The organism is Pseudoalteromonas luteoviolacea (assembly GCF_001696455.1).
Lineage (GTDB): Bacteria > Pseudomonadota > Gammaproteobacteria > Enterobacterales > Alteromonadaceae > Pseudoalteromonas > Pseudoalteromonas luteoviolacea_C.
The window spans coordinates 328135-354775 of sequence record NZ_MAUJ01000001.1 but is presented as its reverse complement, the minus strand read 5'-3'; the positions used below and the strand labels follow the sequence as shown (position 1 = coordinate 354775).

26 protein-coding genes are annotated in these 26641 nt (G+C 42.2%); 5 read left to right on the top strand and 21 right to left on the bottom strand.

What is annotated here, in order from left to right:
* Positions 1 to 15: 15 nt before the first annotated feature.
* Entirely contained in the window at positions 16 to 951 is a 936-nt protein-coding gene (locus A7985_RS01530) for a glycerophosphodiester phosphodiesterase family protein (protein WP_065788680.1), read from the bottom strand.
* Between the two features lie 227 nt (positions 952 to 1178).
* Here A7985_RS01530 and A7985_RS01525 point away from each other — a divergent pair, with 227 nt between their 5' ends.
* Positions 1179 to 2024 (top strand): ADP-ribosylglycohydrolase family protein, encoded by an 846-nt coding sequence (locus A7985_RS01525; protein ID WP_065788679.1) that lies wholly within the window; start codon positions 1179 to 1181, stop codon positions 2022 to 2024.
* A 28-nt stretch (positions 2025 to 2052) separates the two neighbouring features.
* Here the strand turns inward: A7985_RS01525 and A7985_RS01520 are convergent, their stop codons facing one another.
* The 3 genes from A7985_RS01520 to A7985_RS01510 all read right to left on the bottom strand — a co-directional run bounded on the left by A7985_RS01520 (position 2053) and on the right by A7985_RS01510 (position 3994).
* Positions 2053 to 2415, bottom strand: coding sequence for a hypothetical protein (locus A7985_RS01520; protein WP_065788678.1), 363 nt, complete (start codon positions 2413 to 2415; stop codon positions 2053 to 2055).
* A gap of 85 nt (positions 2416 to 2500) precedes the next feature.
* Entirely contained in the window at positions 2501 to 2863 is a 363-nt protein-coding gene (locus tag A7985_RS01515) for a nuclear transport factor 2 family protein (protein ID WP_065788677.1), read from the bottom strand.
* A 90-nt stretch (positions 2864 to 2953) separates the two neighbouring features.
* Positions 2954 to 3994, bottom strand: coding sequence for an MBL fold metallo-hydrolase (locus A7985_RS01510; RefSeq protein ID WP_065789992.1), 1041 nt, complete (start codon positions 3992 to 3994; stop codon positions 2954 to 2956).
* A gap of 187 nt (positions 3995 to 4181) precedes the next feature.
* Here A7985_RS01510 and A7985_RS01505 point away from each other — a divergent pair, with 187 nt between their 5' ends.
* Positions 4182 to 4778 (top strand): TetR/AcrR family transcriptional regulator, encoded by a 597-nt coding sequence (locus A7985_RS01505; RefSeq protein WP_065788676.1) that lies wholly within the window; start codon positions 4182 to 4184, stop codon positions 4776 to 4778.
* A 12-nt stretch (positions 4779 to 4790) separates the two neighbouring features.
* Positions 4791 to 5474 carry a tRNA (adenine(22)-N(1))-methyltransferase gene (locus A7985_RS01500; protein WP_081310386.1) on the top strand — a complete coding sequence of 228 codons (684 nt, stop codon included), beginning with the start codon at positions 4791 to 4793 and terminating at the stop codon, positions 5472 to 5474.
* A gap of 14 nt (positions 5475 to 5488) precedes the next feature.
* Here A7985_RS01500 and A7985_RS01495 read toward each other — a convergent pair whose 3' ends face one another.
* The 7 genes from A7985_RS01495 to A7985_RS01465 form a co-directional block, all read right to left on the bottom strand.
* Positions 5489 to 6001: a GNAT family N-acetyltransferase gene (locus A7985_RS01495; protein ID WP_247684652.1), complete on the bottom strand. Its 513-nt coding sequence runs from the start codon at positions 5999 to 6001 to the stop codon at positions 5489 to 5491.
* Positions 6002 to 6020: 19 nt separating this feature from the next.
* Positions 6021 to 6653, bottom strand: a complete 633-nt coding sequence (locus A7985_RS01490; RefSeq protein ID WP_065788675.1) for a LysE family translocator — start codon at positions 6651 to 6653, stop codon at positions 6021 to 6023.
* Between the two features lie 117 nt (positions 6654 to 6770).
* A complete protein-coding gene (creD, locus tag A7985_RS01485) occupies positions 6771 to 8123 on the bottom strand; it encodes a cell envelope integrity protein CreD (protein WP_256096630.1) in 1353 nt (450 codons plus the stop codon).
* 68 nt (positions 8124 to 8191) lie between these two features.
* Positions 8192 to 9634 carry a two-component system sensor histidine kinase CreC gene (gene creC, locus A7985_RS01480; RefSeq protein WP_065788673.1) on the bottom strand — a complete coding sequence of 481 codons (1443 nt, stop codon included), beginning with the start codon at positions 9632 to 9634 and terminating at the stop codon, positions 8192 to 8194.
* A complete protein-coding gene (locus A7985_RS01475) occupies positions 9631 to 10305 on the bottom strand; it encodes a response regulator (RefSeq protein ID WP_065788672.1) in 675 nt (224 codons plus the stop codon). Before A7985_RS01475 ends, creC begins: the two co-directional genes overlap by 4 nt.
* Before the next feature lie 154 nt (positions 10306 to 10459).
* Complete coding sequence (locus A7985_RS01470) at positions 10460 to 10930, bottom strand: macro domain-containing protein (RefSeq protein WP_065788671.1); 471 nt, start codon at positions 10928 to 10930, stop codon at positions 10460 to 10462.
* Entirely contained in the window at positions 10921 to 11550 is a 630-nt protein-coding gene (locus A7985_RS01465) for a LysE family translocator (RefSeq protein WP_065788670.1), read from the bottom strand. Before A7985_RS01465 ends, A7985_RS01470 begins: the two co-directional genes overlap by 10 nt.
* A 288-nt stretch (positions 11551 to 11838) precedes the next feature.
* Here A7985_RS01465 and A7985_RS01460 point away from each other — a divergent pair, with 288 nt between their 5' ends.
* Positions 11839 to 13623 (top strand): two-component system response regulator, encoded by a 1785-nt coding sequence (locus tag A7985_RS01460; RefSeq protein ID WP_065788669.1) that lies wholly within the window; start codon positions 11839 to 11841, stop codon positions 13621 to 13623.
* 44 nt (positions 13624 to 13667) lie between these two features.
* Here A7985_RS01460 and A7985_RS01455 read toward each other — a convergent pair whose 3' ends face one another.
* From A7985_RS01455 to A7985_RS01430, 6 genes are read right to left on the bottom strand one after another with little or no spacing between them, the layout of a single operon-like run.
* Positions 13668 to 14096, bottom strand: coding sequence for a response regulator (locus A7985_RS01455; RefSeq protein WP_065788668.1), 429 nt, complete (start codon positions 14094 to 14096; stop codon positions 13668 to 13670).
* 5 nt (positions 14097 to 14101) lie between these two features.
* Positions 14102 to 15538, bottom strand: a complete 1437-nt coding sequence (locus A7985_RS01450; RefSeq protein WP_065788667.1) for a sensor histidine kinase — start codon at positions 15536 to 15538, stop codon at positions 14102 to 14104.
* 11 nt (positions 15539 to 15549) lie between these two features.
* The gene (locus A7985_RS01445) at positions 15550 to 16539 is read right to left on the bottom strand and encodes an ABC transporter substrate-binding protein (RefSeq protein ID WP_065788666.1); all 990 of its coding nucleotides are present in this window, start codon (positions 16537 to 16539) and stop codon (positions 15550 to 15552) included.
* Between the two features lie 51 nt (positions 16540 to 16590).
* Positions 16591 to 17664 carry a sensor histidine kinase gene (locus A7985_RS01440; RefSeq protein ID WP_065788665.1) on the bottom strand — a complete coding sequence of 358 codons (1074 nt, stop codon included), beginning with the start codon at positions 17662 to 17664 and terminating at the stop codon, positions 16591 to 16593.
* Between the two features lie 2 nt (positions 17665 to 17666).
* On the bottom strand, positions 17667 to 18101 hold the full coding sequence (locus A7985_RS01435; protein ID WP_065788664.1) for a response regulator: 435 nt from the start codon (positions 18099 to 18101) through the stop codon (positions 17667 to 17669).
* Positions 18088 to 20070, bottom strand: a complete 1983-nt coding sequence (locus tag A7985_RS01430; protein ID WP_065788663.1) for an ATP-binding protein — start codon at positions 20068 to 20070, stop codon at positions 18088 to 18090. Before A7985_RS01430 ends, A7985_RS01435 begins: the two co-directional genes overlap by 14 nt.
* Before the next feature lie 168 nt (positions 20071 to 20238).
* Between A7985_RS01430 and A7985_RS01425 the strand changes: the two genes are divergently transcribed.
* Positions 20239 to 21936, top strand: coding sequence for a two-component system response regulator (locus tag A7985_RS01425; RefSeq protein ID WP_065788662.1), 1698 nt, complete (start codon positions 20239 to 20241; stop codon positions 21934 to 21936).
* A 44-nt stretch (positions 21937 to 21980) separates the two neighbouring features.
* Here A7985_RS01425 and A7985_RS01420 read toward each other — a convergent pair whose 3' ends face one another.
* The 4 genes from A7985_RS01420 to A7985_RS01405 all read right to left on the bottom strand — a co-directional run bounded on the left by A7985_RS01420 (position 21981) and on the right by A7985_RS01405 (position 26587).
* On the bottom strand, positions 21981 to 22316 hold the full coding sequence (locus tag A7985_RS01420) for a zinc ribbon domain-containing protein YjdM (RefSeq protein WP_065788661.1): 336 nt from the start codon (positions 22314 to 22316) through the stop codon (positions 21981 to 21983).
* A gap of 126 nt (positions 22317 to 22442) precedes the next feature.
* Positions 22443 to 23507 carry a lipocalin-like domain-containing protein gene (locus A7985_RS01415; RefSeq protein ID WP_065788660.1) on the bottom strand — a complete coding sequence of 355 codons (1065 nt, stop codon included), beginning with the start codon at positions 23505 to 23507 and terminating at the stop codon, positions 22443 to 22445.
* Positions 23508 to 23514: 7 nt separating this feature from the next.
* On the bottom strand, positions 23515 to 25938 hold the full coding sequence (locus tag A7985_RS01410; RefSeq protein WP_065788659.1) for an ABC transporter permease: 2424 nt from the start codon (positions 25936 to 25938) through the stop codon (positions 23515 to 23517).
* Positions 25931 to 26587, bottom strand: coding sequence for an ABC transporter ATP-binding protein (locus tag A7985_RS01405; RefSeq protein ID WP_065788658.1), 657 nt, complete (start codon positions 26585 to 26587; stop codon positions 25931 to 25933). Before A7985_RS01405 ends, A7985_RS01410 begins: the two co-directional genes overlap by 8 nt.
* Positions 26588 to 26641: the final 54 nt, after the last annotated feature.

The window sequence follows — 26641 nt, the reverse complement described above, 5'->3', positions numbered from 1 at the left end:
ACTTAAGCGCGTGGATTAATTCGTGTTGGTAGTGTGCTCTGCAAGACCCATCATATCACCGGTAAATAAGCCAATTCCCTGCGCTCTTAAATCTGAGCTTTTAGAGTACGGTTGAGACTTTTGATAGAGGTAAACCTCACTCCCATTTTGTTGCGCTCTTGCCGCAAATTGCTCTGGCCAACCCCATAAAAAGCGGCCAAACTGCTCTGGTAGAACAAGCGTAGTATTGGCACAAGATGCTGGATAATATCGAGACCAACCGATGAAGATATACTTCACTAGGCAACGTTTACCTACTTCTTTTGAGTAGGTCATTTGATCAGGAAATTTTTCGGCAATGGCTTCTGAGATACTCTGCATACCAATAAAGCTCAATCGGCTTCTTTGCGCAGGGTCCATATCATTGAGGTACGTTGCAAGCACTTCAATGGCGTCTGGACCGGCTGTTTTCATGTTGAGTAAAAATGACTTTTCAGGAAAGCGTGTTAACACTTCATCAAGCGATGGGATCAAACCAATTCCCTGCCCTCTCAAAGGGTATACTCCCTCTTCTTTTCCAACACGATAACCATAGCCTGCATCCAATGTTTTAAGAAACGTCATTGACTGCTCAGAAGTAATGCCTTCGCCATTCGTTCTGCAATCCAGTGTCCAATCATGAAATACCGCAAGCTGCTTATCAGATGTTGCATGGATATTTAAGTGCACGGTGTCTGCACCCAATTCAAAGGCTTTTTCAATTGCCGGGAGAGTATTCTCAATGTACGGATGCGTCACTTCAGTGAGTCTATCTGCGGTGCAGGTTGTGTTCGTGACACCAGCGTAGTCTGTTGGTTGTACTAGTCCTTTGTACGATATGGTTTTGCCCTGATGATCAAGTTCAACATCTGGCTGTCTCGCAACCAAAATGATAATAAATAAGACGGATAGTCGTACAGCCCAGTGCTTCATGAAACTCCTCAAAAATAAGCTTTTAAGTCCACTATTTTACCAAAGCTCACAAGGTTAAGGAATTACCAAAGCATGCAATAAACACAGAATTATAATCACTTGAGTGCCGTTTGTACTTTCCTTTGGCCGATCTACGTGATAAACCTGTTCAACAATAAAAACATCATCTCCCTAGATGGGATGATTACACATAAATATGCTACCCCCAGCGCTTTTAAGGAAATAATATGTTGTTAGAAATGGCCATTGGTGATGCTTATGGTGCGGGCTTTGAATTTGCTGACAGAGATAAAATAACCCGATACAACGACCTTACGGCCTATCATGAGCATGGCCTTGGCATTGCGCCTGGGCACTATACAGACGACACGCAAATGTCTCTCGCGTTGGCGGAGCTCATTATCGAGGGTGGCTCTTGGGATAAACACACAATTACCTGTAAATTCATTGACTGCTTTAAACGAGACCAGCGACTGGGGTACTCCAAAGGGTTTTATGCGTTTTTAGACTCTATATCTAATGCCGATGAGTTTCTCGCTAAAATCAAAGTCAATAGTGTCGCCAACGGAGCGGCGATGCGCTCGGTACCCATTGGGCTATTTTCCTCAGTTGACGAGGTGCTCCATAAAGCTGAAATTCAAGCCTCAATTACACATAACACCCCCATTGGCATTAATTCGTCACAAGCGGTTGCGCTTGCAAGCCATTACTTTTATTACAAATTAGGGCCAAAAGCCCAACTGGGCGAATTTGTTCAATCTCATACTGACATTCAATGGAATACCCATTGGCATGGCGAGGTTGCCTGCTGTGGCTATGAGACTGTCAATGCGTTACTCACCGTCTTATTATCTGAAGATAGTTATTCGGCGTTACTCATCCAATCTGTCGCGTTTGGGGGAGATGTGGATACTATTGCGGCCTGTGCACTTAGTATCGCGAGTTTAAGTGAAGAGTATAAAAACGATTTACCGCGCTTTTTATATGATGAACTTGAGAACAATGACTATGGTAAAGACTATTTAATCGAGCGGGCTAGACAACTCCACTCGGCTTTACAGGTTTCTAAATGACCTCATATGGGCGCTATTTTAGGGCCCACTAGACTTTTCTAAGCAAAGGCACAATATTTCTACCAAACGGCGTAAATACCTTTACCAAATGTTTATCTATTAGGTTGAGTTCCTTTTCACACATAGCTTGAAAGCGCAAGTTAGCAGAGCCTCTGCCATGATTTAAAACGAGGTTTCGCCTAACCCATAGCCGCAAATTAATTACCAAAAGTCGGTCTTCATCTCTTAAACAAATATCGATGAGCTTCTTAGCAGAGCAGATGTAAGCAGCAAGATTATCTATATTTGCCGGGCTGTGTTTTAATATCATGGAGTGCACGGCTAGCTCTGCATTGGCATCTTGGTATGCCCGCAATTGAGCATCTTTGGCTTCTAAGTCGGTATCAAACATAGTGAATATTTGGGTTAACGATTACTGATAATGATAATTAATATCAAATAACCTGTAAACCCAAATATCAGCTGGCCTTGGGCAGCTACCCCATAAACGTCACCCGTTTTATTAACTCATTTTCAACTTCATAGGCTGCGATCACTTTTACGCTGTGATCGACTTCTTTGTTGGGCTGCGTAGATGACTCAGCCAGCTCATGATCGACTAAAAAGCGGCCCTGCACCATCCGAGTCATCGACGTTGCATGCAAATAGCTCAAGCTTGCAAACTTTTTACCATAGCGCTCAACAAGCGTCTGTTTGCCCTTAAAAACTAAACTTTGACCTTGATAGATTTCCACATCATCAGCATATGTTGCTGCAAATGCATCGATATCTTGGTTGTTGTATGCTTCGAGTTGCCTGTCTACGATGGCAACCGTTGCCTGCTCTATTTCTGTATACATAAAAAAGTCCAAAACTCATTCGATGGTTGGACCTTAATTATATACACATGTATCAAGACTGTTAAGTTGAGACTCGCTTGGGCTAAGCAACTAACCTTTTGACATCAAGGATTTCCACCAAAAAGCATTATTGTGAGACACGCCCGCGGTGATCACCTCACCCACAATCGGCGTGTTGATTGTCACATTTTTTTGCGCGGCGGCCGTAGTCACACGCTCCAGCGGGTCATACCAAGCGTGAAACGCCAAATCGAATGTCCCATTGTGTATAGGTAGCATCACCTCAGCATTCAAGTCTATGTGTGCCTGAACGCTTTGCTCTGGTGTCATATGAATATCTGCCCAATCTTTGTCGTAAGCGCCTGTTTCAATAAAGGTGTAGTTAAAAGGCCCATAGCGACGACCGATCTCTTTAAAGCCATCAAAATATCCAGAGTCCCCACTAAAATAAATACTCTGATCGGCGGCTTTAATGACCCAAGACCCCCATAACGTTTTATTGGCATCACCTAAGCCTCTACCTGAAAAGTGCTGGGTAGGAACAAACGCCACTAGGCCAGTGTTATCAACGTGCTCCTGCCACCAATCAAATACTTTCACCTTATTTGTGTCTACTCCCCACTGTTGTAGATCACCTTCAACACCTAACGGAACAAATATCTCTTTTGTTTTGCCCATAAGAGACAAAATGCTCTCTTTATCTAAATGATCATAGTGATTGTGAGAAATGAGTATTCTATCAATTGGCGGTAAGTCGTCTAACGATATAGGTGCTTCATGAAATCGCTCTGGGCCCGCAAAACTAAACGGTGACGCACGCTTTGAAAACACAGGATCTAATAGCCAATATTCTCCAAACACCTTTAACAGCACAGAGGAATGGCCCAGCTTGACCATATGTATTTGATCGTCAGAAAGTTGCGCCAGCATATCTGGACTCTGCTGTACCATAGGGAGTGGAATATTAGGCGTTGGATCTTGCTTAGACTCTGTAATAAAGCGCCAAAAAATACCTAACGTCTTTTTAAAGCCTGGCTGCTCTACTTCATTTGTATTATAAAACTTGCCGTCTTTAAATTGCTTGGAGCTGTATCCTGAATCACTCACTTGCGCGTCTAAATTCGAAACCATTGCACACCCTCCGACTGTTAAAACAAATACTGATGCGAGTAAAGAAAATTTGTATCTAGCTTTCATACGCCATTACCAAAAGTAAACTACACGGTGCAGTTTTTCATGTTCTGAACTAAAAGTAAACTACCTAGTGCAAGTTTTTTCAAATTCCGCTAAACTACGCACACTTTAGTAAGGAGTTCATATGAAGCTATCAGAGAAAAAACGCCTGCAAATCATTCAAGCCGCTGAGCAGCTGTTTTCTGAAAATGGTGCGCAACAAACCAGTATGGATCTGGTCGCACAAACCGCTGAGGTATCAAAACGCACGGTGTATAACCATTTTGATAGCAAAGAAGCGCTTTTGTACGCTGTAATCGAAAACATGCTAACTCACGTTGAGCAAGGTAACACCTTGGTTTATACGCCGGACGAGTGCATTCGGTCACAGCTACTCGATATTGCAAAGGCTGAGGCACAGTTGCTGACATCAGACACCTTTTTGCGTATTGCCCGTGTTGCGTTTTTAGAGTTATTGCAAAACCCAGATATGGCCGCGCACCTAAACAATACTAAAGTAGGCTGTATGCGTTACTTGGAAGCGTTTCTTGTCGCAGCTAATTCAGCCGGCGCCGTCAATGTGGAAGATGTTACTTTCGCTGCTAAACAGTTTGTTTTCCAACTGAAATCTTTTATTTTTTACCCACGGCTTTACGGGTTTGCATTAGAGCCTCATATGACTCAAGAGTTTGTGATAAACCAAACTGTCGACACGTTTTTAGCCCGCTATCAAACTAGTTAGCAAGGTGTGCCAATGAAACTGGGAAAACGCCTGTCGCACATTAGCGATATAGTGAACAATGACTACACACACATTTGGGATTGCTGTTGCGATCATGGTCTACTGGGCGCGAGCTTATTAGATAAAGAGTTAAACGCAAAAATCCACTTTGTGGACATCGTACCCCATTTGATTGACGCATTAGATGAAAAGCTCACACAGTTCTATGCCAATAAAAGGGAGCGGTGGCAAACATATTGCCAAGACGTTGCGGCTTTACCTCTATCACAATATTCAGGCAAACATTTGGTGATTATTGCTGGGGTTGGCGGTGATTTGTGCAGTGCTTTTGTACAAAATATTATGCGCCAAAACCCAAGTCTAAACATCGACTTTATTCTTTGTCCGGTGCATCACTTATACACACTGCGTCAAACATTGCAGTCGCTAAAACTCACCTTAAAAAGTGAGCGATTAGTCAATGAAAACAAACGCAGCTATGAACTTATTTATGTTTCGACTGATAAACTCGATGGCAAACCCGTCCATGCTGTGGGCCAGCGTATTTGGTGCTATCAAGATAAACAAGAGTATGAAATAGCCAAACACTACTTGAATAAGACAATTGATCACTATCAACGAATTAACCAAGGCAGAGATGATGTATCTGATATCATAGCTGCCTATAGAAGTGTTCAATTAAAGCCTGTTGAGTGAATGGTGATAAGCGCTTATGCGCTCACCTTATTTAAGGAGTATATATCTCGATATAATCCATCAGGAAACAACATTCTGTCAGTTTTTATACCACCCAGTCGCTCTACTAATTTACGTGCTGCATCATTGTCATCATTCATGTAAGTGCGTACTTGTGCAAAATCTAGTTCGTCGTATGCATAATTAATTGCAGCAATAGAGGCTTCTTTCGCATAGCCTAGACCGCGTGTTTCAGGTAGCAACCACCATGTCAACTCAGTGGGCCAATTATAGCCCTGCCAAAAACCACATGTACCAATGTACTTACCAGAGGCTTTCTCTTGTACAACCCAAACACCAAAACCATGCAAATACCATGAGCCTAGATCTGCTTTCAATCTCGCAAGTACTTGCGCAGGTTCAATTGGCCCACCATACATTTTTGATGCTTCACCATCAGTATAAAATTGTAAATAGACATCTAAACATGCGGTGTTGGGTGCCACTAAACGTAACCGCTCAGTTTCTATTGGTACTATGTGAATCATGTAGTTCCCTGTATATTTATTATTTTGAGGTGGCAAGCCTCGCTGCAAGCGCTAAAAACAAAGCACCTAGTACACCATCAAAATGATGACCCAATCGAAACCTGCCAGCTAACACTTTACCCAACTTACTAAATGAAAAAGCAAAAATGAGATTAACAAACAAAACGGCTGTACTTAGCAGTGCTCCTAGTACCAATATTTGCGATGTCAAAGACGCGTTACCATGGGTAAATTGCACGAGAAACACACTGAAGAACAACAGCGCTTTAGGGTTCATTAAGTTATTCAAAAAGCCTTTTAGCACTATTCCTCGCTTCGCATTTTCACGGTTATCGGTATTCATCGTTGTCGTATGTTTATTCAGCCACCAAGACTTCAGCATATTTACACCTAGCCACGCTAAATAAAGAGCGCCCAATAATTTTATCACCGTCACTATCGGTGGAAATTGTTGCATAAATTGGCCAAGCCCCAGTGCGACAGCCAAAGTCTGCACAATACCAGCAATAAAAATACCAAGAGCCAGACGCACTCCTGATTTAAACCCCTGACCCGATGAATAAGCAGAAATTAGCACCAGATCAGGACCCGGCGAAATGGCTAAAAGTAGAGTCGTAATTAGAAATAATGGCAGTATTGTAAGCTCAGGCATAATGCATTCCTCGGTCTTTTATTTGCTAAAAAACCGTCAATACTGCCACATAGATTGTCTAATTAAAATGCATCTAAATTATTAATTTTATCTTGTAATACTAGATTGAAAGACTAGTTAAATATCATTGATTTGCTTGCCAGATACCTGCTGTTGGGGCGCTTTATTCGATTTGGCACTGCCATACCAATTGATTTTACGTGTCAGTATCATCAACAATGACAACACAATAAAGCACATCAAGCTTCCCATGAGCAGTGCATAATCTTCGGCGCCAAGCATGCCGTAAAGTAATGCGTAAAGGATGATTAAGCCGGCAAAAAAGTAAGCCCCCATCACACCGCTTTTTAGGACACCACTCACATACCATCCGAGCAATCCTGTCGCCGCAAATGATGAAATCACATAAGCCAGCCCAAAGCCTAGATGTTCGCTGAGTGAAATAAGTAACAGATAGAATATCGCCAGCGCAAGCCCCACAAATCCATATTGTACTGGGTGAATTGGCTCGTCTCTTACGAGCTCCAGTAAAAAGAAACTGGCAACCACGAGTAAGATAACCATCAATGCATAGTTAACAGCACGGTGACTTTTTAAGTAATGATCAACTGGGTCGACTAATTCAACGCCAATGGTCCGTTCAGTCAAGTCAGCACAGTCGCTGCGTAGAACGCAACTTTCAAAAGTGCTTTGCATATTGGTTGAAAAGTAACTGGCTTGCCAATTGGCACTAAACCCCTCGTCGTTTATATTTGAAGTGAGTGGTAGGTAAGCCCCAACAAAGCTCGGGTGGGGCCAGTTTGCATGCATAGTAACCCGTGTCTCTCTCCCCAACGGCGAGATAGCTAACTTTTCCATGCCTTGTAAGTGTAAATCTGCCGAAAAAGATAACTCTGATGATGCAAATAAATGAGTTATATCCAGAGGTACATGTACCCCTTCTTTTAGCCTTTTTACCCCTGTACCGGGTAATATTTTTGCTTGTTCACCTGCAATATTTACGATTGAGTCTAACCCAATCCCCCGAATATCTGAGATCCCAAAAACAAGGCTTGCTGATTTAACACGATGATCTTTTAGTATATGAAGTTCTGAGGTTTTAAAGGCACCAGAAATGCTATTTTTGGAGTGGTACAAAGTCGCTTTATAAATGCTGCGATACTTCTCGAACGTATCTAATGCACTGTTTAACTGTAACTTTTCTGGCAATAAGAAAGTACTTTCTTTGATCACATTTACAGTATGCTCCCGCTCTATATCACGCTCATATTCTACATAGATAAACGGGCCCACTAGGCGCTGTTGTGCACTGCTACTTTTGGCAATCTCCTGCTGTACTTGCTTTTGCATGTGACTGCGTTCAGATATCAGATCTTCTATCATGATCATAGGGATCATCAAAGCGACAATTAACCCTATCAGCGTGGCAAACTTAACGCCAATTTTTTCTTTATTTTGATTGTTCATCATTAACTCCTTAGGTTTGCCCAAACCTTAGCAAGGTAGCTTGGGCAATCTATGGAGCTTATATGGAGAGTTTATGGAGACTTGATGGCGAGTGTAACTTCGACCCCTTTCATGCAATTTTGAATTTTTAAATAACCAAAATGAAGCTTTGCAACTTGTTCAACGAAATTGAGCCCAAGTCCCGTACTTTTATTTCCTGCAGAGCGCGGCAAAGAATAAAACCGCTCTGTTAGACGAGGTAAAGCATAATCGGGGATTAACGGACCATCGTTATATATTTTAAAACAAATGTGTGCTTGCAGCTGCTCAACAGAGACTTGGATTTTTCCTTTTTCAAATGCAAAGTCCAACGCATTTTCAAATATGTTGAGCAGTGCTTGTCGAAGCAAAAACTCATCACCATTTATCACGAAATTTGGCTTTGAAAGCTGAGTGTAATCAATCGACTTGTGCTCAATTTTGACACTCATCGCTGTCGCCACATAATCGATCAACTCCTGACTTTGCATCGATTTGGGTCTTTCAAGCTCTGGCAATTTTTCTAATCGTGTCAGCTCTAGGAGTTTATCGATCAGCAGTTGCATGCGCTCTGACTCGCGCTCTATATTACACGCAAATTTTTCTCTCTTTTGGTCATCTAGAGGCAGTTGCAGTAACTCACTCGCCCCTTTAATACCTGAAAGCGGACTCTTTAATTCGTGTGTTAGGGTTTCAACATAAGACTCAACATATTGCTTGCCATCTAATTGTGAACGCATATTCGCCAAAGCATCACTTAACTGGCCATACTCATAAAATACTCTAAATACAGGCTTATTTGCTTTTTCACCCTGCCCCATTTTGTAGGCATACAACGACAGTTTGCTGAGTGCAGAGTTAATTCGCCACGCGATGACCGCGCCCACAAGTAAAACCAATACACTCATCACCGCAAGCCAGTTAAAAACGCGCTGTTGTGATAGCTCAATAAATGGTTGGACCGACCGATTTGCTTTTGCGACCGTTAAACTGCCAATGGTCTTATTTTCGAAAATGACGGGGGCCGCGACATGCATCACCGTTGAAAGCGGGTCATTTGGATCAGTGGCAGTAGAGCGCGCGCCATACTCACCTCTCAGCGTGAGGTAAACATCATTCCAACGGGAAAAATCACTACCGATATCTTGCTGCCACGAGTCAGCGACCACGATACCATTAACGTCTGTCACGTAGATGCGGTGCGACATCGCAGTTTTGTCAACGCCCCAAATTGCAGCATCGACACTGCGGTTGCCAAACTGTTGCAATAGCGTCGAAATTTGACTTGTTTCCAACGTTCCGTTTGCCAGTTCTTCAGCCACTAGCACCGCTAACAAATTGGCCATATCGACTAAGGTTTCTTCGGTTGTTTGACGCACTGTGGGTTTGATTTCTTTGATGAGTGTCGAACTTACAAAGTAAGTCGTCATAATCACAACAACAAAATACAATAAAAACAGTCGCAGCCCGAGTGGGATCTTTGGCCAACGGCTCACATTCTATCCTTTTCAAAATAATAGCCAAAACCCCGTTTGGTTTTTAAACACTCAGCCAACTCTATCTTTTGCAACTTACTACGAATGGACTTTATGTGGGAGTCAACGTTGCGCTCATACGCTTCTTCGCTTGGCATATTCGAAAAATCCATAAGCTGCTGACGACTCAGTACTCTCGGCGAAGATTTCAGCAAAGCATCCAACAACCTAAACTCCAATGCCGTTAAGCCCAGTGCAACGTTCCCTCTAATATAGTCAAAGTTTTCGACGCGTAGAGTATCTTGTTCTTGTGCATTACAGGGCTCAACTTGTCGACGTGTCGATTTCAAGCGAAGTTTTACTCTTGCCAGCATCTCTCTGGGGCTAAATGGCTTTGTTACATAATCATCTGCGCCTATCTCCAGCCCCACAACTCTGTCTATTTCGTCTGCTCGCGCGGTTAAAAATATAATGGGTATGCTAGAGAAGCCTCTTATTTGCTTGCACAACTCAAACCCATTTCCGTCCGGTAATCCCACATCTAGTATCAACAAATCTGCTGATTCATTTTCTAAATGCGCTAAGCCAGCGCCAGCGGTATTAAACCAGAGAGCTTGAAAACCATCCATTTCCAGCACATGAATGAGGGTATCCGCTATCGCAGACTCATCCTCAATGATGACAATATTCACGTTATTTCCCCAAATGCAGGCGGGTCTTACACCTTTACGTTATTCCTGAAGCCAGAAATACTTTCTTTTATACTGCATAAGTATAAGCGATTGCCCAATCAGCCACTACAGATAAAAGCTTAACTTTATGAATTAGCTTGTTTTGTTATTAGCTTCATGTTGAAAACTTTACAACCGTTACTGTTACAGTGCTTTCAATAGACGCTAACGTGTTCAGCATACACTCTAGTGACCATTTTTCAGAGCGGTTACCAGAGCCGGCACCGATTAAGGGCATTGCCAAAGTTTGAAAACGATGCTCTTCTGCTAACTTGATAGCATTGATGACCGACTGCCTCACCGAATACTCAGTGGCATACCAGCATAAATTGATACCTGCGACATGAATAATTCCCTTGAAGTTCAAAGCGCCCGCGGAGGTCAATCGTGCCTCCCCTAATGGTATTGCACCATATTTCGCCACTTCTTTGAAAGGCCCTGTCCCAGCTCGGCGTTTAATCGCTCCCGAGACTCCCTGAGGTAACAGCAGCCACCAAGGTATGATGTTACGATTCCAACTATTTACGATTGCATCAGCTTGCTGATCAAGAATATCCCCATGTACAACAACGACATTTACGCCCACAATTTTGCTACCTGTACTTGTTCAATGATTTCTAACGCGACTGGCAAAACAGATAGCACCAGCAGCGTAGCCATCACATAATTAAACAAGGTTCTGTATTTATCTCTGGTTAACACGCGTTTTAATGCTGAACCACATAGCAACCAAGTACCAACACAAGGGAATGCCGCAATAAAAAACACCAATGCAATTATGACGTTTTGAGTATAATACCCATCGCCAATGCTCGTAAATGCCGCTATCGCGCCCGTTGCGACCACCCATGCTTTGGCGTTAACCCACTGAAATAACGCGCCATTCATAAAAGTAAGCGGTTTAGCTTTGTCAGTATCTATGGGAGCACTTGCGGACTTCGCAATTGCCCATGCCAGATAGAGTAAATAGGCGACGCCCACACATTTAATAATGAGGTGTAAACTTGGGAATGCCGTAAACACTTGCCCAAAACCAAACCCGATCACTAACAACATTACACTGAAACCTGCACAAATGCCCACTAACAAAGGCAAGGTCTTTTTAACCCCAAAGTTAAGTGCAGACGTCATCACCATTATATTATTAGGCCCGGGGGTAATCGACGTTGAAATGGCAAATAAAATCACCGCCAGCATGTATTCCATATTCTTCTCCATTTCCTTTCTTTCATTGTATCGTAATGTATAGCACCAATCAGCATTCACCCTCACTCACCCAATTTACACATATTTGGCCCATTGGCAAATGGCATTAAAATATCCATTTGCCAGCAATAATTCTCACGTTATCGCGGCTTCTATGCGGTCCTAGCTTTTCATTTAAGGCTTTTAGACTAAAGTTAGGCTGTATACCCAACTAAATTATGAAAAATGTAGCATCTTAGGAAATCCTTAACTGGCTCAAAGCCACCGTATCTATGGGAAAAGGACCACATGACTTACACCAAGTTACTCGTTGTTGACGATGATGTAATAGACAGAAAAACAATAATTAGAACCTTGTCTAAAGAGCAGAACCACTACGACATTGTCGAAGCAAGCAATGCCGATGAAGCCTACGCCTACCTTGATGAAATGCACTTTGATGTGATTTTAATGGATTACAATATGCCTCAGATTAACGGTGTTGAAGCGATTGTAAAACTCAGAAGCCAGCCACAACTAAAACACACTGCCATTGTGATGATCAGTAACCTCTACAACGAAGTGCTGGTCTTGGATTGTATCAATGCAGGTGCGCAAGACTTTTTACTCAAACAAGAAGTCACCAGTACCCAATTAACGCGCTCCATATTGCAGGCGCGCAAGCGGCATGAGCTAGAACAGCAACTATACGAAAGCTACCATCAAGTTAAACAACTGGCCGAGAAAGATTCATTAACAGGCCTGCACAACCGCTTTCACTTCGATGAAATGTTGAACCGATTATTGTTAGCAAGACAGCGGCGAAAACGCGAAATAGTTGCCGTAATGATGCTGGATTTGGACAAGTTTAAACACATCAATGACAATTTTGGCCATGAGGTCGGCGACCAGCTTTTAGTAGCGGTAGCCGGAAGAATTAAAGAGGTACTTAGAGAAAACGAACTGTTGGCAAGGCTAGGTGGAGACGAGTTTGCTTTTGCTTGCGGCGAACTTACTTCCATTCGGCAAATTCAAGCAATCGCCGAGCGCGTTTTACACACGTTTCATATCCCTTTTGAAATTGATGGACACGCCATTCACTGCTCAGGCAGCATTGGCATTGCTGTTGCGCCCATTAATTCAGAAAACCGTAAAGAGCTTATGAAACTTGCAGATATCGCAATGTACCGTGCCAAAAATGGTATCAGCGACAAAATTTGTATCTTTCAAGACAATATGCAAGAAGCCTTTTTGCTCAAATATCAGATTGAGTCTGAGCTTAGGCAAGCTGCGCAAAGTCAACACTTTGAACTCAATTATCAACCTATCATCGACAGCCAATCAGATACCATCAGTATGATTGAAGCGCTGATAAGATGGCCTCTGGCGAATACTACACAGTTACCCGAAGAGTTTATCCCCATTGCCGAAGAAGCGGGCTTAATCCAAGCCATTGGGCAGTGGGTACTAGAGAGTGCATTGGCGCAGTTTAGCCACATGTTATGTGATGAGGGGTATCAATTTCGGCTGTCTGTGAATGTCTCCCCTTGCCAATTATGCGACAGCGACTTTTCCGATATGGTTAAGCAAGCACTTAGTCATGCCTCTGTACCGCCGAGCAAACTCGTGCTCGACATTACTGAGGCCGCGCTATTGCAAAATGATCAAGCCATTAATGATACCCTTCTTGCATTGTCGGATATTGGGGTAGGTTTGGCACTGGACGATTTTGGCAGTGGTCTTTCTTCCATTTCACATCTACTGCAATATCCTTTTGAGATTGTAAAAATCGACAGTTCAATTGTGCAGCAAATCGCGCAGCGCGATTCGAAACAACACGATATGCTCCAAGGTCTATCTTTCATGTTAAGCAAACTCAACATCAAAGTGGTGGGTGAAGGCATAGAAACATCAATGCAAGCTAAAGTGTGTGACAGTATGGACATTTCTCTTCAACAAGGTTTTTTGTTTTATCAACCAATGAGTGAAGAGAAAATCAAAAGTATTTTAAAAGATGAGTGCAAAAAGAGCCATCTGTCACTTGTTAATGGGGATGCCAAAACGTGTGCCGGCAACGACAATGAAACAAGTTGAATTTAGCACCAGCCAAAGGAGAAAATCGATATATAAACTAGCCCCTATGTATCGTCACTAGAAATACACATTTCAGACTTCAGCTGATCAATGTCATATTTTCCTTTAACTAAATAGGCTTTCACAATTGAAAACTCAGTAGCTCTGTCCACATCCTCCTTTCTGTCAGAGCTGCTAAACATAATAACAATCGGGTCCAATGCCTTTTCAACCTGTATTTTTTTAAACTCTTCCAAGAATTCAAAACCGTCCATAAGCGGCATATTGATGTCTAAAAACACAAAGGTAGGTGGGTAACCATTCGAATAACGCTTAACATTTTTTTCGAAGTCTAAAAAAAAACGTAAAGCTGACGCACCTTCACTACATTCAAATATTTGGCTGATAGGAATTTTGGTCTCTTTAAGCTGCCTAGTTAAGATATACCGATCGTCTTCGCTATCATCTACAATCAACACTGAGATGGGATTCATGGATTTTATTTCCTTTTAATATCTACTTGAAATGTCGAGCCTTGCTGTGAAGATGAGAAATGAATGCTACCTTGCATTCTTTCAACATGCTTTTTGACAATCGCCAGCCCCAACCCTGAACCAGACGCCAAGCTAGGGTGAAACCGCTTAAACATCTGATATATTTCGCTATGGTGCTTATCTGGAATGCCGACACCGTTATCTTCAACCGTGATCGATAAGCGATCACCAACACTTACAGCCCGCAATTTAACATAGGGGTTTTCTTTCTTTTCATCTTTGTATTTAAAGCCGTTTGATACCAAGTTCTCTATAATTTGTTGATATCTGATTTTATGCCCCCTTATTTTAGGGTCGTCTAAATCAACACTTACCGAAAATGTGCAGCAATCGTCTTCAAAAAAGGTCTTACGTTTGTCGACGATGTCATCAATGAGCTCTTTGAGATCGAACTCAATTTCATTTTCAGTATTTAAGTCTATTTTGGTCAGCGATAAAACATCGTCGACGAGGCTCTCAAGTTTAGTTACCTGTGATTGAACCCGTTTGACACTGTTTTTAGCCTCTTCAAGATCACCATTTTCGATATCTAGCAAAATGTATTCAGTTAACTTTTTAGACGCGGTTAAAGGCGATTTTAAGTCGTGAGATGTGCGATATGAAAACTGACTTAGCTCTTCATTTGCTTTTTCAATCTTACCGATATTTTCAGTTAAGCTGACCCGCATCCTATCTAGATGCTTGCTCAGCACTCTGAACTCTTCTGGTGATTTAATTCTCAGCCTACCTTCTAGCGCTAAGTTAGATAATCGTTCTGAGAATAAACTTATCTCACTCAAAGGTTTAATCACAAAGTATCGATACATTAGGGACGTAACCGTGAATAACGCCACCAAAATCAATCCACATACAAGAAACACGGCAAATGCAACCTCTTTTAATAGTTCGCTGGTTTCTTCAATGGGGTACAGGCCATAGATATCCCATTTCCAGGGTAAAAACGGTAGCTTTGAAAAAACGTACTTTTCACCGTTTAAATTTATGATTCTGGCACCTTGTTTTAACGCTACTAAGTTTGCTCTCAGCTCCGAGTCTGTCACACCGACAAAATATCCCTTATTGTAAAAAAAGCGTTCTCCTTGGTTGTCAACAATCACAAAGCTTCCTTCGTAAGACTCATCTTCTGACTGCACTTCAACAATTACCTCATCTTTATAGGCTTTGACGTAATTTTTCAGGCCATCCATCTTATTTTTCACTAAGATGTCATGACGTGCATTGATATGTAACTCGACAAAGTCCTCAGTATGAATCGTGTTTACAACCTGAAGCTTTTCAAAAGTGCTTTCTTTTAAAAATTGGTATGAAATGACGCCCACCAGTATCGGACCGATAACGACCAGCGGAAACGATGTAATGAATAATAGGTCCCTAAGCTTCATTGATATCAAGCTCATTGAAAGACATTATCGCCAGCAATGCTCAGTAAATCGTAAGGAATCACGATCCCAAGCTGATTGGCGGTTTTGACATTAAATGCGACCGTACTACGTGGCGCCGGCCTTACCGCTATCTTGTGTGGGCTAACGCCTGAAAATATATCCTTCACAATATGCGCAATTTGCTCTCCTGTGCTGTGTACATCGGGAATAACAGTAAATAGCGCCCCTTGCATTACTGATTTGACATTAGCGCCATACAATACCGGTTTTATCTTTGAAATTTCAGGGACAAAGCTTTGTTTTTCACTAAATGGACCATTCACCGACCAGTAAAAATCCACCTCAGACTGAACGGAAATGACGGCTTCATTTGCCTGTAGATAGGTATCTGTAAGCTCCATATCATTACTGTCTTTATAATCAACCAGCCTTTTTACAAGGTTAATATTTTTATATCTATTAGAAATAGACTCGAGTTTAGCGATGTCCGTCAGTGCTGAAGGGTACGTTGTTGCAACAATACCAATGTCTGTCTGTTTACCTTTTAATAGCTGATTCGCAATTTCAAATTTAGTGCCTCTTTTTACTGAATAGATTGACCCAGTAATAAAGTTAAAGCCTGTGCTGTCTTTGTCAGGGACCAAGCCAGCACCATGTGGATCAGCTACCGTCACAAAGACCATCGGGGTATTCTTGCCTTTAAGCACGCGCTTACCAACCTTTGATGCCAAAGTACCGTTCGTGATTACAAGGTCAATACAATTACAAACGAGCTTTTTCGATATGTGGTTGGCTATTCTTTCGCTCTGACCATCACCGTTGTATATCTCTAATTCGATATCCATATTTAGGCGACTTAATTCAGCCGAGATGTACTGTGTATGCATGGTCACAATTGGCACAGGTAACGTTTCTACTATGAGTACTTTCTTACTCTCTGCATTTGCCAACGAGCATGTTGAAAGTACAATTAAATACAGCAAACAAGTCACTAATTTCATGCTACTCCCTCAGTAGATGTCTTTGAGGCCCACCACCCCACTTTCCCGGCTCTATAGGCATTTTTTAATGGTAAAATTGAGCTTACTCCCCTCATTTTTACAGTCAGAAAAATAAATAACGCCGTCGTGTTTATTTATAATTCTCTTCGCGGTAGCAAGCCCTAACCCGCTGCCTTGATAGGTTTCAGCGCTATGCAATCTAAATAAAGGATCAAAGGCTTTCTCTCGATATTCAGTTGGAATACCTATGCCATTATCTTGAATCGAAAAATGCCAGTGAGTTTCCTCACTTTGGTGGCAAATGGTTAAATCAGGTTGTTTTTCGCAGTACTTTAATGAATTTTCAATGAGGATCTGAAATAACTGCACAATAAAACAAGGAATGGCACTGATAGTAGGAAGTGATCCAAACCTAACTGCTGCGTTACTTCGGTTTACTTCAGCAGCAAGGTTGGTAAGGGCCAATTCAACACAGCTTGTTACATCCGTACTTTCAATTAAGTGTTCTGACTGCAAGTCTAACTGAGTGTATGAAACTAACGCATCGATAAGTTGGTACATCTGCATCGACGACTCAGTAAGTAAATGCAGCTTGTTCAATGCCTCTTGCGGTATATCTTTGGCAAACTTGGTCGTAATCAACTGCCCCATTTTAAATATGGCATTTGCGGGTTGTTTTAAATCGTGCGCCAAGACATGGGCAAATTGTGTGAGTTCTTTATTTTGTTCTTCGATTTTTTGCTGTAACTGAGTCGATTCAATCGCATTATTTACCGCCTTGATCAATGCATAATGCGTGAGCCCACCCTTACTGATGTAATCTGAGGCCCCTTTTTTAATAGACTCAACGGCCACTTTTTCGTTACCTTGCCCAGTCAACATAACAACGGGAATAAAGGGGTGAGACTGCTTAATTTGCGGTAAGGTGTACAACCCGTCAGAACCTGGCAAAGAGTAATCTAACAAAATCGCGTCAATCTTTACTTCATGTAAGATTTGCAGCCCATACTCCCCTGTCTCAGCCTCTTGAATGCTCCATTTCGGACTGTGCTCCCTTATCAAGCGTTTTATTAAATACCGATCATCTTCACAATCATCAATTAATAAAAGTGTTTTGGCATCCATGGCTAGTCACCTTTCGGAAGAATCGCGATTTGAAACCAGTAATCTTTCAGTTTTTGAATCGCCTCGAATAAGGAGTCAAGTTTCACAGGCTTTTGTATATAGGTATTTGCGCCCAGCTCATAACACTCTTCTATGTCTTTTTCATCATTCGAAGTGGTGAGAACCACGACGGGGATATTGCACAGGCGCTTATCCTGCTTTATTTTTTTTAATACATGCCTGCCATCTAAACCAGGCAAATTCAGATCAAGTAGTATGATCGCGGGTTTCAAATGCTCTTCGGACCAAGGCTCTTTTAAATAATCCAAAGCCTCTTGGCCATCTTCGCAACGTTGTAGCGGGTTTGACAAATTGCCGTCTCTTTTAAAAGCACGTAATGTGGCATAAAAGTCATCATCGCTATCTTCAACAATTAGAATGAGTTTACTGTCCTTCATTGTTCTGATTATCGTCCTTTAACGTAAAGTAAAAGCGCGTTCCACTTCCTAGCTCTGATTCATACCATATACGACCACCGTGCCGCTCAACAATCTTCTGTGCTATGGTCAACCCAGCTCCAGAGCCTTCCCCAAATTTTTTGGGACTATTCAGCCGTTTGAAAATCTTAAAAACATCATTGCCAAACTGTGAATCAATCCCAATTCCATTATCTTCAACACAAAACGCTTTGAGGTTTTCATCAAATCGTATGTTGATAGCTTTTTTATCTGATAAGTTATATTTATAGCCATTAACAATTAAGTTGTATAACAGCTCTTCAATTCTAGTTCTGTTTCCGTAAACTGCCGGAAAATCACTTGAAAATGTTACAACTACGTTATGTTCTTCCAGCGCTTCTGACAATCGACTTTTGGTACTTTTAATCGCGGAAACCATATTAAATCTTGCCATATCAGGCTCTTCTCTGCCCAATCTTGAGTAGTACATTAAGTCAGATATTAAACGCTCCATTTTTGCACCCAAATAGACCAACCTATCTAACTTATACACACCATCACTACCAAGTATTGGCTCGTAATCCTCTTTCAAGAAACACGCATGATTTTGAATTGCGCGCAGAGGTTCTTTTAAATCATGCGACGCGATGTAGGCAAAATTATCTAACTCTTCATTTGATTTTGAGAGTTGTTGAATCAATTTCTCTTTTTCTTCCGCGAGCTTCACAGCGATAGACATATCTTTCACCACGCAGCAAAAAAGCTGCTCTTTGTGTATTTCAAACGTGGTGATCCCCAAATCTAATGGGAACACATGGCCGTTTTTGAGCATTCCCGCAACCCTTTGTACTTTGCCAATCTCGACACATCCCTCGCCCAGCTGCTCTTCACGCCATACACATTGTTCATAGTCCGTTTTATACGGCTCTGCAAATAGCACACTTAATTTTTGACCAATCAAGTTTCCTCTCTGACGGTCAAAAATCTGCTCTGCGGTGCCGTTTACACTGCGAATCACCCCGTTACTGTCTAGCGTGATAATGCCATCAATGGCGTTTTCAAGTGTTGCTTTATGTTCTGCATCCTTGGCGCTAATGATGGACTCAGAAATGAGGGATTTCAGTAAGTAAAACAATGCAACTCCCGCCAACAGAGAGATAAGCACACCATTAACCAGTGCAATATAGTGGATGTTGGAGTCTTCGGTGCCTGCTTTAATTTTTCTAGGCCACACTGCAATGTCCCATTTCACATCATACAGCGTAAAGGAATGGGTATGGCCCGTTCTCTCATCATAGGTCCGTTCAGCTTCTTTTTTACTGTACATCACCTCATTGCCTGACAGTATCTCGATATTGTGGTCTTCAATAAATTTGTGCGGTAGTAGGCTGTCTACCAGCAAAGAAACGTCAAATACGCCAAGAATAAACCCTTCAAATTCACTTCCGACAAAGATTGGGAAGTAGGCTAAAAACCCTTTTCCGCCCTGAACTAGCTGTACGGGTTTGGACAAGGTATAGGTTTTTAAATCTCGAGCTTGATCTAATGCGTGCTTACGATTGGCCTCGAACGTCAGGTCTAAATCGACCGCGGATTCGTTGCCTTCAAGCGGTACAACCCATTTTACGATGTAATCCTTATTTACCCACTCTACCGCCCTTAAACCGGCATGATCATTCACATAATCCTGTGCATCCAACTGCCACTCTGAAAAAGGCGGCCCTTTGCGCGCAATCCAGCGATTCCTCATTCGTTCAAGGGCATTAATAATTGCTGGCATTGAGCTGGCAAAATGGTGCTCAATAAGTTCAGATTTAGCCATTGAGGTGCGCTTAATTAATAAATTGTGCTGATCTATCGATAGCGACCAGATACGGACAGACACTAAAACGCTAATGACCACCCCAGATAAAACCACCGCCACCGCTAATTTCAGGCGCTGCGCTGAATTTCCAATATTATTTATCAACTAATTATCCTTAGTTAGCAGTATAAACACGTGCACGCTCATACAAAGTTAGTAACTAATTCCCCAATTGGCTAGCTGATCGCACCAGTTTGAACTAGTCTTTTCGTATCAGATTGCTGTATTCGTCTGCATCGTTTGGGTGTATTTTGGGAATAAGGAGCAACAGCAATGAATATTTTACTGGTCGACGATCAGAAAATAGACCGTGAACTCGTCAAAGAAGCACTAAATTGCTCTTTGCAAGAGTTTGATCTCAAGGAAGTCAACTGTGCTGAAGATGGCTTAAGTGCAATTCAAGCAGCCCAATACGACGTCATCTTGTTGGATTATCAGATGCCTAGACAAAATGGCCTGCAAGTACTCGTCGAGCTTAAATCGCAAAAACTGTGTGAATGTTCCGCCATTATTATGCTAACCAACAATCGAGATGAAGAACTCCTGATCAATTGCATAAATGCCGGCGCACAAGATTTATTGCTAAAAGATGAAGTAACCTCCACTCAGCTCCTTAGATGTATCAAGCAATCACAAAAAAGAATTGAACTCGAAAACAAGCTCTCCAAAAGCTATCAACAAGTCAAACAACTCGCCGAGCGAGATCCCCTTACAGGGCTGTTTAATCGTAGCTATTTTGAAACCGCCTTAAACTCTCTATTAGTTAACATGCGTAGCTTAGAAGGATATGTCGTTGTCATGCTGCTTGATATCGATGGTTTTAAGATGATCAATGACAGTCTTGGACATTCTGCCGGAGATGCCGTTTTACAAGAGCTTGCGAATAGAGTGAGATATTCGTTTCGTGAAAGTCCATTGTTTGCTCGCCTTGGTGGAGATGAATTTGCCTTTATGTTTTCAGGCGTACGTGATGCCGATGCCGCACTGACGATTGCTGAGCGAGTACTATCAAGCTTTGAAGCGCCCTTTGTTTTCTCCAAGCATGAGATCCACAGCACAGCCAGTATTGGCATTACACTCAGTGCATCAAAAACAACGACTGAAGACCTCCTTAAGCAAGCCGATATTGCCATGTATAAGGCAAAAAATGGCGGAAAAAATCAAATATGCTTTTACGATGAGCTCCTTGAGCAAGAATTTTTTAAGTTGTTTCAGATTGAAAGTGAGCTTAGAGAAGCCATAAAAACCGAAAATTTTGAGGTGTACTACCAACCAATACTCCACAGCACAAACAACGCCGTGAAATCTCTTGAAGCACTCGTTAGACTGCCAGTAAAAGCATCGGGAGCAAGTCCCGCTGAATATATCCACACTTCAGAAAAAACCCGACTTATAGAAGCCTTTGGTCGCCTTATCATTCAAAAAGCACTCAGCCAATATGCCGATATCTGTAAAAGTGATTTAAGTCAGCAAATCGAGCTTGCTATCAACTTGTCTCCTTTGCAAATTCATGATTTAAACTTACCAACTTTTTTGCAGCAACAAGCTAAACACTACAATGTAGATCTCACGAAAGTCATCATTGAAGTGACAGAAACAGCACTCCTTGAAAACAGCGAGTCGACGATGGAAACACTGCGATCTATAAAGTCAAAGGGCTGCAAAATAGCACTTGATGATTTTGGCACTGGCTTTTCTTCAATTTCTCACCTTTTAAACTACCCTATCGACATTGTTAAGTTTGATAAAAGTTTGATAGAAAGAACGTTACAAGATGAGAAGGCCAAATTAATGTTGATAGGTTTGGCGAGTATGCTACGACAATTGTCTATAGAAACCGTGGCTGAGGGCATTGAATTTGAGGCCCATGCAACGCTTTGCAAGCAAGCAAATGTTTCTTGCTTACAGGGGTACTACTTTTCAAAGCCTTTGTCTTTTTCTGAACTTAAGGCCACCCTTAGCAAAATATAAAAGAGCGGACCCGGCGCATCCACTCTTCTAGATGTTTACGTCAATTATGCTTTTTTGACAAATTTCGCAGTCACCATCATTTCACCAACACCATCCACTTTACAGTCAAGTTCATGGTCTTTTTTGTCTAGCACTCGTCTTACAAGCGCTTTAGTGCCAATTTTTATTACTTGCGAACTGCCTTTAATTTTTAAGTCTTTAACTACAGTCACTTTGTCACCATCGACCAACAAAGTACCATTTGCGTCTTTTACTTGTGGCGTGTCGTCGTCTTCTACTGCTGACGGATCCCATTCGTAGGCACATTCTGGGCAAATCAATTGATTTTGATCTTGATACACATATTCAGAGCTGCATTTAGGGCAAGGAGGACAAGACATACTTTACTGCCTATATAAGTTTCTTTGACGCGCATAATAATGCTTAAGTCCACTATGCGCGAGCACAAATCGCTATTTTCTGCGACTTTTCTTTTTTAGAAACATACAAGGCGTTTTGACGTTAAGTTAATAGCCAACTAATTCTCCATATCCAGTTCCACTAAAACCTCCACTGCTTTTAACTCGACCTTCCCAGTAAGGAATACTGAGTTTATTACGTGAGTCGGGGTTGATACTTTGAATTTCAATCGGTGCAAACCCAGATACTTGGAGACGCCATTTTTTCGGGTAAACCTTACCATCTAGACGGATATTTTGCAGCACTTCAAGTGATACTTGCTCGCTACTGTATGCAATACTTTCTCCCTGAGCATTAATGGCCGTTGCACTACAGTAATCGTAACTTTGATCGGCTCCACGGATACAAAATGCCATTAACCCGCCTTCATTGATATCCGCAGCTTGTAAACTAAACCAATCCCACCCAGCTTGATTTGGATCTATGAACGCAGAAGACCATTCGCGGTCGAGCCAAGCTCGACCCGTTACTTTAAAAGTTTGCCCTGCGAATTCGACATTACCGGAGGCTTCAAGAAATGGGTAGCTGTAGTACATAGAAGCGTGGCCATCATGGGTTTTCTGGCTGTAACCATTTTTGCCATGCAGTACCCGCGGGCTGTTATCAAGCATCAGATTGACACCATAACCAGGTGTGCTTGCTTGCAGATTAAGCGGCAAATACGCTTCGCCTTTACTCGACAATTGCCAATCTTGAATTTGAGCTATGAATGGGGAAGCATTAACCATAGCCGAGCCCGCTCGCCCTGACTTTTCAAAGGCTACATGGCTATCATCTGTCTGCAACGCAAAGTGCGCAAAGTAAAATTGTCCATCCCACCACGCACTGTTAGTATCGCCAGAGAGGTGTGGCGTACTCACTCGAAACAATGTCCACTGAGCGCCAAATTGTTGTTGAGACTCGCTTTCAAGGTTCGCTGTGATGTACCACCACTCAAGCCCTTGTTCAGGGTGTATACCGTGGTCTTTTGGAAACTCGAGTTTGGTATCAGGTTTAACTTCTTCACCAATATGCTGCGAAAAAGAAAATTGCGACTCAGAGGCCGGTTGCTGTTCACTACACCCTAGCAATGATATGCAGGTTGTGACTAGATAGATGACGTTACGTTTCATATAACCTCTATAAACTTGCGACACTATCGGCAACATTGCGTCGAATTAATTTAATCAGTGGTAAAGCACTGGCTATTAAAGCCAGTAAGAGTACGACAGCGCAAAAGCCTAAAATATCAGGCCAGCTCAAAACAAGTGCCATACTCCAGCCAAATGCAATTGGCATCACGTAAGCCAGTAACACCCAGCCAAGCATAATTCCCAGTGGAATCGCCAATAATGTCGTGACCATTAATATCACACCCGCTTGTAGCAGCTTACTCCAAAATAACTGAGATCTTGTCACGCCGAGCGTCTGTAAAACAGACATTGGTTGCAGTTGTTGACGACCCAAAGTTAAGAAGCTGACCCAAATTCCGAACAGTGCAATCATCATAATGAATAAATTCAGCGCATGCGTCACCTTAAACGTGTTTTCAAATAACTGTTTGGCAAATGCTTTAAATGTCTTGTTCACACTTATTTGGTTCGTTTCAAGGTCGTAAGTTTCTTTGAGCTGTTGGGCAACAACATCGATGTCTTGATTTGGTATTAAAGTTAGCGAAAAGCCGTATGCTTCATAGGCAAATTTCGCATTTTCTATTACTGAGGTTGTCACCAAGATTGTGGTACTTTGCTCGCCGTAGTCATAATAAATGCCACTTACTAGGCAGCTAATCTGTTTAGCTCCTTGTTGCAATTCAATGGTATCGCCTATCTCTATGTTATATAGCCGCCAGCCAGGCTCATTCACCAAGCAACGGGCTAACCTATGGCCGGTTGCCGATGACAGGTGCTCTGGATCAACGGGCACGCGATCAAGCAGTGTAATATGACTATGGTAAATTGCACTCGGGCCAAAACTCACTAACTTTACTGGTAAACGTTTTGAATGCGAAAGTAGCTCAGTCTGTGCTTGCCAATAAACGCCAACCTTTTCAAATTTGTCGGACTTTCTTAGCTCGTTTTCCATGTCTTCTGACACAATAGATGGTCGAATATACAAGTCTGCACTGAGGCGTTTTTGCAAATGGCCATCTAGGGCCGTACTAAAGCTATTGACCATCACCTGCATGCCAATCGCCGCCCCCATCGCCATAAGTGTTGCTAATACCGCACTCAAAAGTTCATTAATTTGTGTTTTGCTGTCTGCTTTAATCCATAAAAGCAAGGGCGATTGGGTCGGCCACCGACAACTGAAAACCCTTTTAAGTATGCTTGGCGTAACAATAAAAAAAGCAAATAACACGCAAGCACATAATAGCAGCGCAGTAAATTTACTGTCAGCATAGCGCCATAGAACAACCGCCCCAATCACGCTCAATAAAAACACGCTCCCTAAAATCATTTTTTTGAATTTAGCCGCAATGGATTTCTGCGAGACTAAAAAACAAACCAACACTAGCGTATTTAGTGCAAATCCCAGTAGCACCATAGAATAATCAAGGCCAACAATAAGGCCCCTATCTAACTGATAGAAGCTACGTAAAACCCGCCCAACGTCGGTGACTAAAACATTCGCAAGCGTCACGCCAAGTAGTGCACCGATAAAGGCACAAATGAGCCCTAAGCTTAATAGCTCAATGACGACCGCTTGCATCAATCGCCGTTGCTGGCAGCCAAGCACATAAAGCTGTCGTTGTAGCTTTTTACGTGCAGAAACCACTAACTTGATTGCATTAAAGCTCAAAAAGGCCCCAACGATATACCCTAAAAACGCTAAAGCTTGAAGATTGAAAAAGAATGGTCCTGAGAGTGTATCAAAGGCTTGTTCAGTGGCGCTTTCTAAGCGGGCTTGTTGAGCCAACACCTCTGTCAGTGGTTTTACATTTGCGTCACGCATTCCAATCACTTCTACAAAGCTAACTTCGCCATTCGCTTGTAAAAGCTTATCAGCTAAGCTGATATCCATAAGGGCTTGGTGGCCTAACCCCTCCATAGCGCTCACATGATACGTGTTGCCATCAATGGTGAGCTTGGGTTGTGTTGTTTTATCTCCTAATCGTGCTATCACTTTTGGGTCTAAAAACACCGTTTCAAATAAGCGCCCCCTATTAGGCTGGCCGGAATCTAATTGGCCCGCACCACCTTTGCCAAACTTGACCCATTTGAGTAAATCTACACCTCGAATGCTCAATCTGCGTTTATCATCAAGCAACACGCGTCCTTCAAGTACCGGTTCCAAATTCAAGTTAGGCAGTCGAGACAGCCTGTGCCAAAGCGCGTGAGAGAGCCGTGATTTTCCTAATTGTGGTTTAATAAAATGGGTAACGGGGTTTTCGAGTAATGCGCTACTATTGGTGTAACGCTTTGATGCTTCTAGATTTAGCCCATAAATCGCACTGATTAACGCACTGCCTAAGCTAAAACCAAGTATAAACAGCAGCAGTAACCCTTTGTGCCGCAGATAAAACTGGCCATAGGAATAAAAAATAAGGCGTAGCTCAGTCATACAGCTTTCCATTTTTTAGACGAAGCTGTGTTTGGAATTGCCCAGCTAATCTTTGACTGTGCGTGACCATCACAAGATTTATGTTACTTTCAACACAGAGCGTTTGTAATAAATCCACAACTTCTTGGCTACGTTCACTGTCCAAGTTGCCCGTAGGTTCGTCCGCAAGAATGACTTTAGGTTGATTAATAATCGCTCTTGCGATCCCTACTCGTTGTTGTTCACCCCCACTGAGTTGACTGGGTAACGCACTGAGTTTGTCTTGTATTCCCAGTCGTTGAGCCAGTGATTCTAAATGAGAGCGCTCAACTTTAAGCCCGTTTAATCTTGCTTGAAAGCTGATATTGTCTGCTACCGTCAATGCTTCGAGTAGCTGATAGTGCTGAAATATCACACCGATTGTTCGACGATAAAGCGCAAGCTGGTTGTCATTGAAATGAGAAATCCGATTATCATTGACCGTTATTTCACCTTGGGTAGGCACAAGCAAGCCAGCTAATAAATTGAGTAGCGTGGTTTTGCCAGAGCCGCTGTCTCCCACAAGTGCAACTTGTTGTCCATCATTTATCGTGATGGATAAGTCATCAATAATTCGCCTTTGGGTTGAGCCGTCAGTCCTTGAAAATGTCACCTGATTTAGCTGGATCATTACTATCTCTGTCATTACATCGAGTGCTTAGTTTGCACTAAAGCGTAACGAATA

Coding starts and splice junctions, on each gene's coding strand:
- A7985_RS01415 (WP_065788660.1), bottom strand. CDS start 23,507: ATGAAACGTAACGTCATCTATCTAGTCACAACCTGCATATCATTGCTA.
- A7985_RS01510 (WP_065789992.1), bottom strand. CDS start 3,994: ATGGTTTCGAATTTAGACGCGCAAGTGAGTGATTCAGGATACAGCTCC.
- creD (WP_256096630.1), bottom strand. CDS start 8,123: ATGATGAACAATCAAAATAAAGAAAAAATTGGCGTTAAGTTTGCCACG.
- A7985_RS01525 (WP_065788679.1), top strand. CDS start 1,179: ATGTTGTTAGAAATGGCCATTGGTGATGCTTATGGTGCGGGCTTTGAA.
- A7985_RS01420 (WP_065788661.1), bottom strand. CDS start 22,316: ATGTCTTGTCCTCCTTGCCCTAAATGCAGCTCTGAATATGTGTATCAA.
- A7985_RS01515 (WP_065788677.1), bottom strand. CDS start 2,863: ATGTATACAGAAATAGAGCAGGCAACGGTTGCCATCGTAGACAGGCAA.
- A7985_RS01530 (WP_065788680.1), bottom strand. CDS start 951: ATGAAGCACTGGGCTGTACGACTATCCGTCTTATTTATTATCATTTTG.
- A7985_RS01410 (WP_065788659.1), bottom strand. CDS start 25,938: ATGACTGAGCTACGCCTTATTTTTTATTCCTATGGCCAGTTTTATCTG.
- A7985_RS01435 (WP_065788664.1), bottom strand. CDS start 18,101: ATGAAGGACAGTAAACTCATTCTAATTGTTGAAGATAGCGATGATGAC.
- A7985_RS01465 (WP_065788670.1), bottom strand. CDS start 11,550: ATGGAATACATGCTGGCGGTGATTTTATTTGCCATTTCAACGTCGATT.
- A7985_RS01455 (WP_065788668.1), bottom strand. CDS start 14,096: ATGAATCCCATCTCAGTGTTGATTGTAGATGATAGCGAAGACGATCGG.
- A7985_RS01450 (WP_065788667.1), bottom strand. CDS start 15,538: ATGAAGCTTAGGGACCTATTATTCATTACATCGTTTCCGCTGGTCGTT.
- A7985_RS01490 (WP_065788675.1), bottom strand. CDS start 6,653: ATGCCTGAGCTTACAATACTGCCATTATTTCTAATTACGACTCTACTT.
- A7985_RS01500 (WP_081310386.1), top strand. CDS start 4,791: ATGAAACTGGGAAAACGCCTGTCGCACATTAGCGATATAGTGAACAAT.
- A7985_RS01460 (WP_065788669.1), top strand. CDS start 11,839: ATGACTTACACCAAGTTACTCGTTGTTGACGATGATGTAATAGACAGA.
- A7985_RS01445 (WP_065788666.1), bottom strand. CDS start 16,539: ATGAAATTAGTGACTTGTTTGCTGTATTTAATTGTACTTTCAACATGC.
- A7985_RS01440 (WP_065788665.1), bottom strand. CDS start 17,664: ATGGATGCCAAAACACTTTTATTAATTGATGATTGTGAAGATGATCGG.
- A7985_RS01425 (WP_065788662.1), top strand. CDS start 20,239: ATGAATATTTTACTGGTCGACGATCAGAAAATAGACCGTGAACTCGTC.
- A7985_RS01405 (WP_065788658.1), bottom strand. CDS start 26,587: ATGATCCAGCTAAATCAGGTGACATTTTCAAGGACTGACGGCTCAACC.
- A7985_RS01520 (WP_065788678.1), bottom strand. CDS start 2,415: ATGTTTGATACCGACTTAGAAGCCAAAGATGCTCAATTGCGGGCATAC.
- A7985_RS01505 (WP_065788676.1), top strand. CDS start 4,182: ATGAAGCTATCAGAGAAAAAACGCCTGCAAATCATTCAAGCCGCTGAG.
- A7985_RS01495 (WP_247684652.1), bottom strand. CDS start 6,001: ATGATTCACATAGTACCAATAGAAACTGAGCGGTTACGTTTAGTGGCA.